The following is a 10,641-nucleotide window of genomic DNA, read 5'->3' as shown; positions in this document are numbered from 1 at the left end:
GGCCTGCGCGTTGTGCCCGCCACCGACGTCACCAACGCGGAGCTGGACGCGCTGGAAGAGCCCTTCGCCTCGCAGATCTTCCCGGTCCTGACGCCGCTGGCCATCGACCCGGCGCACCCCTTCCCGTTCATCCCGAACCTGGCCTTCTCGCTGGTGCTGAAGCTGCGCCGCCTGGCCGACAACCGCCAGCTCTACGCCCTGGTGCCGATCCCGGCGCAGGTGAACCGGTTCTGGGAGCTGCCGGCCCAGCGCAGCCACCATCGCGGCGGCCGCCGCCGGCTCGAGCGGCGCTTCGTGGCCCTGGAGAGCTTCGTCAGCCTGTTCCTCGACCACCTGTTCCCGGGCTGCGAGGTGCAGGCGCAGGGGGTCTTCCGCCTGATCCGCGACTCCGACGTGGAGATCGAGGAAGAAGCCGAGGACCTGGTGCGCGAATTCGAGCTGGCGCTGAAGCAGCGCCGCCTCGGCAGCGTGGTGCGCGTGGAGATCGAGACCTCCATGCCGGAGGAGCTGCAGGGCTTCATCACCTCGGCGCTGCACGCCGAGCCGCAGGACATCGTCAAGATCGACGGCCTGCTGGGCCTGGACGAGCTCAACCAGCTGATCCCCGCCGACCGCTCCGACCTGAAGTTCAAGGCCTTCGAACCGCGCTTCCCCGAACGCATCCGAGACCACGGCGGCGACTGCTTCGCGGCGATCGGCGAGAAGGACATCCTGGTCCACCATCCATTCGAGAGCTTCGACGTGGTGGTGCAGTTCCTGCGGCAAGCCGCGCGCGACCCCAATGTGCTGGCGATCAAGCAGACCCTCTATCGGACCAGCCACGACAGCCCGATCGTCGCGGCCCTGATCGACGCCGCCGAAGCCGGCAAGAACGTCACCGCGGTGGTGGAGATCAAGGCCCGCTTCGACGAGGCGGCGAACCTGAAGTGGGCCCGCGACCTGGAGCGGGCGGGCGTCCACGTGGTCTTCGGCTTCGTGGAGTACAAGACCCACGCCAAGCTCTCGACCGTGGTGCGCCGCGAGGGCGACACCCTGCGCACCTACTGCCACTTCGGCACCGGCAACTACCATCCGATCACCGCGCGCTTCTACACCGACCTGTCGCTGTTCACGACCGACCCGGCGCTGGGCCGCGATTCCACGCGGCTGTTCAATTTCGTCACCGGCTACGCCCGCCCCGAAGGCGGGCTGGAAAAGCTGTCCTTCTCGCCGGTCACCATGAAGGCCGACCTGCTGGACCACATCGCCCGCGAGGCGCTGAACGCGACGGAGGGCAAGCCCGCCGGCATCTGGGCCAAGATGAACGCCCTGGTCGACCCGCAGATCATCGACGCCCTCTATGCCGCCAGCCAGGCCGGCGTGCAGATCGACCTGGTGGTGCGCGGCATCTGCTGCCTGCGCCCCGGCCTGCCGGGCCTGTCGGAGAACATCCGGGTGAAGTCGATCATCGGCCGGTTCCTGGAGCATGGCCGCATCTCCGCCTTCGCCAACGGCGCGCCCCTGCCCTCCTCGGAGGCCCGCGTGTTCATCTCCTCGGCCGATTGGATGCCGCGCAACCTCGACCGCCGGGTCGAGGCCCTGACGCCGGTCGAGAACCCCACCGTCCATCAGCAGGTGCTGTCGCAGATCATGCTGGCCAACCTGAAGGACGAAGCCCAGAGCTGGTGGCTGGATTCCAACGGCCACTACGCCCGCGATCCCGCCTGGGATCACCCGGGCGCCTTTTCCGCGCACGAGTATTTCATGACCAACCCCAGCCTTTCGGGTAGAGGGCAGAAGGTGAAGGACATGCCGCGCGCGATCGATCATGTGGCCCCGCGGGGATAGCAGACCCGAATCCCGGCAGGCCGCCGTCATCGACGTCGGTTCGAACTCGGTCCGCCTGGTGATCTACCGGCTGGACGGGCGCGCCATCTGGACGGTCTACAACGAGAAGGCGCTGGCCGGCCTCGGCCGCGACCTGCCGACCACCGGGCGGCTGTCGCCCGAGGGCGTCGAGATCGCCATGACCGCCATCCGCCGCTTCCGCTCGCTGCTGGACGGCTGGCGCGCGGAGGACGTCACCGCAGCCGCCACCGCCGCCGTGCGCGAGGCGGCCGACGGGCCGGCCTTCCTGCGCCGCATCCGCGAGGAGACCGGCCTCGCCGTCCGCACCCTCACCGGCGACGAGGAGGCGCGCTATGCGGCGCTGGGGGTCATCGCCGGCCAGCCGGACGCCGAGGGCGTGGTGGGCGACCTGGGCGGCTCCAGCCTGGAGCTGGTGCGGCTGAACAGCGGCCTCGGCGCCACGCCGGACCTCGGCGCCACCCTGCCGCTCGGCCCGTTCGCGCTGGGCGCGCCGCGCCCGCTGGATCATGACCGCATCGCCAAGCTGGTGGAGACCGCGCTGGCCCCGCACGTGAACCGCTTCGCCACCCAGCACTTCCACGCGGTCGGCGGGGCGTGGCGCAACCTGGCGCTGTTCCAGATGGAGCTGGCCGACTATCCGCTGCACGTGGCCCACCAGTACGAGATGAGCCGCGCCGACGCGCTTGGGGTCTCGCGCCTGATCTCGCGCCAGTCGCGCGCCTCGCTGGAGCGCATGCAGGGCCTGTCGAAGAAGCGCATCGAGACCCTGCCCTATGCCGCCGTCGTGCTGGAGGCGCTGATCGAGCAGCTCGGGGTCGAGCGGATCATCATCTCGGCCTTCGGGGTGCGCGAGGGCCTGCTGCTCGACGCCATGACCGCCGAGACGCGCGCCCGCGACCCGCTGATCGAGGGCTGCGAGGCGCTGACCGCCGCGCGCGGCGGCCCGTTCGAACTGGGCGGGGCGCTGGAGGCCTGGCTGACGCCGGCCTTCGACAAGCTCACCCCGGTGTTCGGGGCGCGCGACCCGGTGCTGCTGGCCGCCGCCTGCCGGCTGGCCGACCTCGGCGTGCGGCTGCACCCGGACCACCGCGCCGACCTCGCCTTCGAACAGGTGCTGCGCGCGCCGATCGCCGGCATGAGCCACCCGGAGCGCGCCTTCCTGGCCAGCGTCGCCTTCGCCCGCCACACCTCGGCCGGCACGCCGCCGGAGGCCGAGGCGGTGGCCCGGGTGATCTCGTCGGAGCGGCGCCAGCGCGCCCGCGCGCTGGGCGCGGCGGTGCGGCTGGGCTGCGACCTCTCCGGGCGCAACCCGCGCCTCCTGGAGAAGTCCAGCCTGGCGATCAGGGACGAGAAGGTCTCGCTCTCCGCCACGGCGGGCTGGGAGGACATGCTGCTGGGCGAACAGACCGCCAAGCGCGCCCAGACGCTCGCCTCGGCGCTGAAACTGAAACTCGAGCTGGGGTGAGCCGATGCAGATCCTGATGACCGGGGCGGCGCACAAGCGCGTGGGCGAGCGGCTGGCCAAGGTCGCGCCGGACGCCCAGGTGGTCACCGCCCTGCCCGACGAGGCCTATGAACTGGCGGGCCACCAGATCGCGCCGGAGAAGATCGATCCCGAGGTCGTCTGGCTCAGCCTCGACAGCTACGCCTCGGGCACGCTGCGCCAGCTCTACAGCCGACTGATGAAGTCCGCCTCGCCGCGCTGGACCCAGATCATGGCCGCCGGCATCGACAATCCGATGTTCCGTTCGATCATGGAAAAGGGCGTGCGCATCTCCAAGTCGTCCGCCCAGGCGACGCCGATCGCCGAATATGTGGTCGCCCACGCGCTGTCCCTGCAGGTCCCGATCGCGCAGCAGGCCGCCCTGCAGGCGAAGCACGAGTGGAAATCGACCCCCTATCGCGAACTCGGCCACACCCGCTGGCTGATGGCCGGCTTTGGCAACATCGGCCACGAAATCGCCAAGCGGATCAAGCCGTTCGGCGTGCATCTTACCGTCGTGCGGCGCAGCCCGGTAGCTGAGGGCGACCTCGCCGACAAGGTCATCACCCTGGCCGACATCGGCGCCGCGCTGCCGGACGCCGACGTGGTGGTCCTGGCCTGCGCGCTGAACGACGAGACCCGCGGCATGTGCGACGAAGCCTTCTTCGCGGCGATGAAGCCGGGCGCCGTGCTGATCAACATCGGCCGCGGCGGCCTGGTGGACGAGGATGCGCTCAGGGCCGGGCTAGACCGCGACCAGCCGGGCCACGCCGTGCTCGACGTCTTCGCCACCGAGCCCCTGCCCGCCGACGCCTGGTTCTGGGACCATCCGAAGGTGCGGGTCACCGCCCACACGTCGAATTCCGGCGACGGCAACCTGGGCCGCGGCGACGAACTGTTCCTGGAGAACCTGCGCCGCTACCTGGCGAAGGAGCCCCTGCTCAACGAGGCCGATCCCAGCGAGGTGGGGCTGCCGGCGCGTGGCTGAGCGCATAGCAAGAGGGCGGCGCCCCGGTTGCCCGGAACACCGCCCTCTGAACCAGACCCGTTGGGGGATCTGAGCCTTTGAGGCCGAGGCCGCCTCGGATCGGACTGGGTCGCCCCACACCGGAACCTTGACCACCTCGATATCCCGGGAGATCGTCCGGCTCGGGTCGCCCCTTGCCAACCTGCTCTCTCAGAACCTCCTGCCCGCTTTCGACCCGGTCACCCGGTCCGCCGCGCCGCAGTCCCTCTCGGCAAGTGGAGATTTGCAACGATCCGGGCGGCGCGCAACGGGTCGGCGAGACGGGCCTGTGCGCGGACCTCTGGGAAGGCGGTGGACGGCCTGTGGAGAAGCCAGGAGCGACGCCATAAAGCACAGCGGCGTCAAGCGCTTGCGCTTATCCTCAGGAACCGCCGGAAAGCCGGGTTCAGCCGCCCGAAGCCGCCGCCTTCGGGGCCCGACGCACCTCGACCACGCGCACGCGCGCGCCGTCCAGCACCAGGGCCAGTTCGCCGCGTTTCAGCTTCAGGGCGTCCTCGCCGAACGCCTCGCGCCGCCAGCCCTTGAGGGCGGCGTTGTCGGTCTCGTCGTCATTGGCGATCTGTTCCAGGTCGGCGACCGTGGCGATCAGCTTCGAGGCCACGCCGGCCTCCTCGGCGCGGGCCTTCAGCAGCACCTTCAACAGCTCCACCACCGCGCCGGCGGCGGGCGACGGCGGGGTGCGGCTGCGCTCGATCACCGGAGCGTAGGCCTCCGGGTCCTTCAGCGCCTCGCGGATCGCGGCCAGCAGGTCCGGCCCGAAGCGCGAGCCTGAGAAGCCCTTGGGCACCGAGCGCAGCCGGTCGAGCTGGTCGGCGTCGGTGGGCGCCTGGGTGGCGATCTCGTCGATCGCCTCGTCCTTCAGGATGCGGCCTCGCGGCTGGTCACGGGTCTGGGCGGTGCGCTCACGCCAGGCGGCGACGGCCTTGTAGACCGCCAGGTACTTGGCCGTGTGCTTGCGCGGCCGCAGGCGCTTCCAGGCGTTCTCCGGGTCCACGTCATAGATGGCCGGGTCGGTGAGCCCGCTCATCTCGTCGGTCACCCAGGCCAGGCGGCCCTCCTTCTCCAGCCGCTCGCGCAGCATGGGGTAGAGCCGCGCCAGATGGGTCACGTCGGCCAGCGCATAGGTCAGCTGGCTGTCCGACAGCGGCCGGCGCGCCCAGTCGGTGAAGCGCGAGGACTTGTCGAGCTCGATCTTCAGCATCTGGCGCACCAGGGCGTCATAGGCGATCTGCTCGCCGAACCCCGCCGCCATGCCCGCCACCTGGGTGTCGAACAGCGGCCGGGGCATGGCCTGCAGGTTGTTGAAGATCTCCACGTCCTGGCGCGCGGCGTGGAACACCTTGAGGACCGTCTCGTCGCGCATGATCGTCAGGAACGGCTCGAGGTCGATGCCCTCGGCCAGCGGGTCGATGCAGGCCTCCGCGCCATTGGGCGCGGCGGCCTGGACCAGGCACAGCTTCGGCCAGTAGGTGGTCTCGCGCATGAACTCGGTGTCCACGGCGACGAACGGCTGGCCCTTGAGCTTGTCGCAAAACACCGCGAGTTCGGCGGTGGTCGTAATCGGAGTCATCGATTAGCTATAGCCCGGCGAAGCGGCGAGTCTGCAAGTCCGCGTTGCTGTTCTGCGAAATTCTCTCTCCGAAGGCCCCCGTCAATGTCCGACCGCCCGAACGGCCTCACCTACGCCCAGGCCGGCGTCGACATCGATGCGGGCAATGCGCTGGTGGAGCGGATCAAGCCGCTGGCGAAGGCCACGCGCCGGCCCGGCGCGGAGGCTTCCCTGGGCGGTTTCGGCGCCCTCTTCGACCTCAAGGCCGCCGGCTATGACGACCCGCTGCTGGTCACCACCACCGACGGGGTCGGCACCAAGCTGATGGTCGCCATCGCGACCGGCATCCACGACACCGTGGGGATCGACCTGGTGGCCATGTGCGTCAACGACCTGCTGGCCCAGGGCGCCGAGCCCTTGATGTTCCTCGATTATTACGCCACCGGGAAGCTGGATGTGGATACCGCCGCCGCGGTGGTGGCCGGGATCGCCGAGGGCTGCCGGCAGGCCGGCTGCGCCCTGGTGGGCGGCGAGACCGCCGAGATGCCGGGCATGTACGGCGAAGGCGACTACGACATGGGCGGCTTCTGCGTGGGCGCCGTGGATCGCGACAAGGTGCTGCCCAGGCTGGACGCCCAGAAGCCGGGCGACATCCTGATCGGCCTGGGCTCGTCGGGCCCGCACTCCAACGGCTATTCCCTGGTGCGCCGCATCGTCGAGCGTTCGGGCCTAGCCTGGGACGCGCCGGCCCCGTTCGATGCGCCCATCGACGCTCCGGCGAGCGGCCAGACCCTCGCCCAAGCCTTGCTGGCGCCCACCCGGATCTATGTGAAGACGGTGCTCAAGCACCTGAAGGCCGGCCGCGTCTCGGGCCTGGCCCACATCACCGGCGGCGGCCTGGTGGAGAATCCGCCCCGGGCCATCGCGCCCGGCCTGGTCGCCCGCTTCGACTGGGACGCCTGGGTCCCGCCCCCGGTGTTCGGCTGGCTGCAGGAAGTTGGCGGTGTCTCGGACCAGGAGATGCGGCGCACCTTCAACTGCGGCGTGGGCTTGATGCTGATCGTCGACCCGCACGACCTGCCCGACGTGCTGGAAGGCCTGGTGCGCGACGGTGAGGACGCCTTCGTGATCGGCGAACTGGCGAAGGCCTGACGGCCGTTCCCGGCCGGGCGGCTTCCCTGATATGAAGCGGGAATGCCGAAGATCTCCTGCCTCTGCGGCCACGTCCGCATCCAGATGCCGAAACGGCCGGACTTCGTCCACGAGTGCAACTGCACCCTGTGCAGCAAGGCGGGCGCGCGCTGGGCCTATTTCCATCCCTCGGAGGTCGGCGTCGAGGGCACGACGAAGGGGTTTGTCCGCGACGACAAGGAAGACCCGGCGGCGGAAATCCGCTTCTGCGAACAGTGCGGCGTGACCACCCACTTCGTCCTGACGCCGAGCGCCGTGGCGAAGTTCGGGAACGTCCAGATGGGCGTCAATGTGCGCCTGGCCGACGAGGCGGACCTTGCCGGAACGGAATTGCGCTATCCGGACGGCCGCGGCTGGTCCGGCCAGGGCGGCTTCGGCTACGTGCAGGACCCGCGCATCATCGGCGGATGAGCGGCGCCTAGTAGAGCTTCAAGGCCAAGACCAGCACGGCGAACAGGCCGTAGAAGCCAGCCATCGCGGCCAGGAACACCCGGCTGATGAAGCCGCGCCGGAAGGCCAAGAACATCGCCAGCACCGCCACGGCTGTCACCGCCGCCCCGACCAGCAGCGCCGGGTCCAGAACCCAGGGGGTGAAGAACAGGCCAAAGGCCGTGGGCACGGTCGCCTGGATCATCATGGCGCCGGAGATGTTGGCCAGCGCCAGGCGGTGCCTGCCCTGGCGCACCCAGATGACGGCGTTCAGCGTCTCCGGCAGCTCCGTGGCGATAGGGCTGAGCAGCAGGGCCAGCAACTGCGGCTTGAGGCCGAGCGCCGGGCCCAGCACGTCGAGCTGCTTCACGAACAGGTGGCTGGCGGCGAAGATCACGCCCAGCGCCGCCACGGTCTGGACGACGGCCGCCCAGGTCGGCGGGTCGGCCACGCGCGGCATCAGCTTGAGCGGCTCCAGGGCCTCTTCCTCGATGTCGCTGGTCCCGCGCATCTCCTTCCAGAAATAGGCGCCGTAGGCGGCCAGGAAGAGCACGCCCAGCCAGGGCTTGAAGGCGAAGGCCGCCAGGCCCAGGCCGATCTTCGCGGCGAAGATCACCAGGAACCATCCCTGGTCGCGCGAGAGGCTGTGGAAATCGTTCCGGATCGCCGCGGTCTTCGGCAACTTCGTGCGGCAGCAGATCAGCACGATCCCCACCGTGGCGTAGGCGATGGTCGAAAGCACCAGCGGGCCGCCCAAGGCCGCGCCCACGCCGATCTGCTTCTGGGCGGCGCTGGCGCCGAACGCCACGGCGACGAAGGTCACGACGCTTTCCGGCAGGGCGGTGCCGATGGCCGCCAGGATCGAGCCGGTGGCCTGCTCGCCCACCGCGAGGCGGCGGCCCACCCACTCCACGCCGTTCACGAACACCTCGCAGGCGAGATAGATCGCCGCGGCCGAGCCCAGCAGCAGGGCGATGGTGACGGGCAGGGAATTCACGGAACTCACTAGGGGCTCACTTCGGGGGTCAGGCGCACGAGCCAAGGGATCGGCGCCCCGCCCGACCCCGGTGCGTCCGCCGAACCCCATGGTCTCGCCAAGTCGGACTGACCGCCGCGCCACAGGCCGATCCGGAAAAGGATTGGCCCAATGCTGTTGACGCAAGCGCCTCTTGAACGCGAGGCCGGCTACTCCCCAAAGAGTGGATGCGTCTTAGGCGGCGGGGCGGGCGGGCGTCAACGGCCTTCTAGGCCGGCCCGCGGAGAACCTCGACGACGCTGAGCGCGGTCAACTGGTCCGCGCCGGTCGCGTCGCGATAGCGGCTCACCGCGTCGATCCACCGGCCTTTCGCCACCAGGCCCCGCAATTCGGCCAGCAACGGCCCCGGCAGGCCGGCGACCATCCTGGCCGCCTCGGCGCGCTGGGCGGCGCCCTTGGCCCGTTCGGCGAGGTAGGCTTTCAGGCCATCCTCGTTCGGGCACGGGTCGACGATCAGCCAGACGCCGTTCGCCGGCGCGACGTAGCGCAGGAGCGAGGCCTTGTGGTGGTCGAGGGTCTGGGCGTCGATCTGGATCTCGAAGGTCGGCGTCGTCGGATAGGCGAAGCCCGGCGCCAGTTTCAGCGCCGACGGTCCCTTGAGGGCTCGGACACCCTCGAGGGCGTAGGCGGCCTGCAGGGTGGCGCCCGTCTGGAGCTCCTCGGCGAAGCCATCCTCGAAATAGCCCCGCGTCTGGGCGTTGATGCAGGCCAGGGTCGCGGGATGGAACAGGGCCTTCAGCTTTGCGGGATCGCGGCCGCGGATCGCGGCCATGTAGGCCCGGGCGAACCGCTGCTGGGCCGCATCGCCCGGCTGGGCCGCAGCGGAGCTCGCGGCCTGCAGGGCAAGGGCGGCCGCCGCCACGGCGGCGAGGCGACGCGCGAAGCGCGGGTCCGCAGTGCGGTCTCGGAAGGCTCGGCCGGCCATGCGCCATCTCCTGGATTGGCGACAGCCTACAGAACCAGGGTTTCCGAAACGTGCGGCCCGGAATTCCGTCCCGATCGGCCTGGCGGGCCCTAGCGCAGCTCGGCGTTGATCGCCGCCAGGGCCGAGGCGCCCGGCACAAGCTCCGCCGTGCCGAGTTCGTTCAACGGCGTGTCCACCGTCTCCAGGGCGTCGTGCAGGTCGCTGGAGTCGGGATCGACGTAGAGCAGGCCGGTGACCACCTGGCCCCGCGCCTGGCGCGCCTGCAGGTAGCCCAGGGCCTGGGCGCGGTTGTTGGGGTTGTAGAGCTCGGCCAGCTTGTGCAGCGACAGCACCGAGCCGTCGTGCTGGGTCACCTTCACCGTCGTGCCCGGCGCATGGCTGACCTGGATCGGTTCGCGTGGCGTGATCACGTCCAGCCGGTTCACCGCCTCGTTGTGCTCACGCACATAGTCGAAGCTCTTGGTCGAGCCTTGGTGGTTGTTGAACTGCACGCAGGGGCTCAGCACGTCGATGAAGGCCGCGCCCTTGTGGCTCAGGCCCGCCTTGATCAGCGGCACGAGCTGTTCCTTGTCGCCGCTGAACGAGCGGCCGACGAAGGTCGCGCCCAGCTGCAGGGCCATGCCCACCAGGTCGATGCCGGCGTCGTGGTTCACCACCCCGCGCTTGGACTTCGATCCCTTGTCGGAGGTGGCCGAGAACTGGCCCTTGGTGAGCCCGTACACCCCGTTGTTCTCGACGATGTAGAGCATGTTCACGCCGCGCCGCACGGCGTGGGCGAACTGGCCAAGGCCGATGGAGGCGGAATCCCCGTCGCCGGAGACGCCCAGGTAGATCAGGTCCTTGTTGGCCAGGTTGGCGCCGGTCAGCACCGAGGGCATGCGGCCGTGGACGGTGTTGAAGCCGTGGCTGGCGCCCAGGAAATAGTCCGGCGTCTTCGACGAGCAGCCGATGCCGCTGAGCTTGGCGATGCGGTGCGGCGGCAGCTCCAGCTCATAGACCGCCTGGATGATCGCCGAGGAGATGGAGTCGTGGCCGCAGCCGGCGCACAGGGTCGAGATGCGGCCCTCGTAGTCGCGGCGTGTGAACCCCAGGCTGTTGGCGGCCAGCTTCGGGTGATGCAGCTGGGGCTTGAGGATGTAGGTCATTCGGCCGC

9 protein-coding genes are annotated in these 10,641 nt (G+C 70.0%); 5 read left to right on the top strand and 4 right to left on the bottom strand.

Going from position 1 to position 10,641, the window contains the following annotated elements:
- From VGL85_RS21045 to VGL85_RS21035, 3 genes are all read left to right on the top strand, one after another.
- Positions 1–1,827: RNA degradosome polyphosphate kinase (locus tag VGL85_RS21045; RefSeq protein WP_331590995.1), on the top strand; the 1,827-nt coding region annotated here is incomplete at its 5' end.
- Positions 1,808–3,313, top strand: coding sequence for a Ppx/GppA phosphatase family protein (locus tag VGL85_RS21040; protein WP_331590994.1), 1,506 nt, complete (start codon positions 1,808–1,810; stop codon positions 3,311–3,313). The genes VGL85_RS21045 and VGL85_RS21040, both read left to right, overlap by 20 nt.
- Before the next feature lie 4 nt (positions 3,314–3,317).
- Positions 3,318–4,319, top strand: a complete 1,002-nt coding sequence (locus VGL85_RS21035; RefSeq protein WP_331590993.1) for a D-2-hydroxyacid dehydrogenase — start codon at positions 3,318–3,320, stop codon at positions 4,317–4,319.
- 424 nt (positions 4,320–4,743) lie between these two features.
- On the opposite strand, the gene rnd is transcribed toward VGL85_RS21035, so the two are convergent.
- Entirely contained in the window at positions 4,744–5,928 is a 1,185-nt protein-coding gene (rnd, locus tag VGL85_RS21030; protein WP_331590992.1) for a ribonuclease D, read from the bottom strand.
- Between the two features lie 84 nt (positions 5,929–6,012).
- Between rnd and purM the strand changes: the two genes are divergently transcribed.
- Positions 6,013–7,059 carry a phosphoribosylformylglycinamidine cyclo-ligase gene (gene purM, locus VGL85_RS21025; protein WP_331590991.1) on the top strand — a complete coding sequence of 349 codons (1,047 nt, stop codon included), beginning with the start codon at positions 6,013–6,015 and terminating at the stop codon, positions 7,057–7,059.
- 42 nt (positions 7,060–7,101) lie between these two features.
- A complete protein-coding gene (locus VGL85_RS21020) occupies positions 7,102–7,509 on the top strand; it encodes a hypothetical protein (protein WP_331590989.1) in 408 nt (135 codons plus the stop codon).
- Between the two features lie 7 nt (positions 7,510–7,516).
- On the opposite strand, the gene VGL85_RS21015 is transcribed toward VGL85_RS21020, so the two are convergent.
- The 3 genes from VGL85_RS21015 to VGL85_RS21005 form a co-directional block, all read right to left on the bottom strand.
- Positions 7,517–8,524 (bottom strand): sodium:calcium antiporter, encoded by a 1,008-nt coding sequence (locus VGL85_RS21015; RefSeq protein WP_331590988.1) that lies wholly within the window; start codon positions 8,522–8,524, stop codon positions 7,517–7,519.
- A gap of 247 nt (positions 8,525–8,771) precedes the next feature.
- The gene (locus VGL85_RS21010; RefSeq protein WP_331590986.1) at positions 8,772–9,488 is read right to left on the bottom strand and encodes a hypothetical protein; all 717 of its coding nucleotides are present in this window, start codon (positions 9,486–9,488) and stop codon (positions 8,772–8,774) included.
- Between the two features lie 89 nt (positions 9,489–9,577).
- Complete coding sequence (locus VGL85_RS21005) at positions 9,578–10,633, bottom strand: 2-oxoacid:ferredoxin oxidoreductase subunit beta (RefSeq protein WP_331590985.1); 1,056 nt, start codon at positions 10,631–10,633, stop codon at positions 9,578–9,580.
- Positions 10,634–10,641 lie beyond the last annotated feature (8 nt).

The organism is Phenylobacterium sp. (assembly GCF_036501465.1).
Classification (GTDB): Bacteria; Pseudomonadota; Alphaproteobacteria; order Caulobacterales; family Caulobacteraceae; genus Phenylobacterium.
Note: the sequence above shows the minus strand (reverse complement) of the source record. Positions and strands in the feature narration are given on the sequence as shown.

Bases quoted from the DNA above. Each gene is read 5' to 3' on its own strand.
- VGL85_RS21035 (WP_331590993.1), top strand. From the start codon at position 3,318: ATGCAGATCCTGATGACCGGGGCGGCGCACAAGCGCGTGGGCGAGCGG.
- rnd (WP_331590992.1), bottom strand. From the start codon at position 5,928: ATGACTCCGATTACGACCACCGCCGAACTCGCGGTGTTTTGCGACAAG.
- VGL85_RS21005 (WP_331590985.1), bottom strand. From the start codon at position 10,633: ATGACCTACATCCTCAAGCCCCAGCTGCATCACCCGAAGCTGGCCGCC.
- VGL85_RS21020 (WP_331590989.1), top strand. From the start codon at position 7,102: ATGCCGAAGATCTCCTGCCTCTGCGGCCACGTCCGCATCCAGATGCCG.
- purM (WP_331590991.1), top strand. From the start codon at position 6,013: ATGTCCGACCGCCCGAACGGCCTCACCTACGCCCAGGCCGGCGTCGAC.
- VGL85_RS21040 (WP_331590994.1), top strand. From the start codon at position 1,808: ATGTGGCCCCGCGGGGATAGCAGACCCGAATCCCGGCAGGCCGCCGTC.
- VGL85_RS21010 (WP_331590986.1), bottom strand. From the start codon at position 9,488: ATGGCCGGCCGAGCCTTCCGAGACCGCACTGCGGACCCGCGCTTCGCG.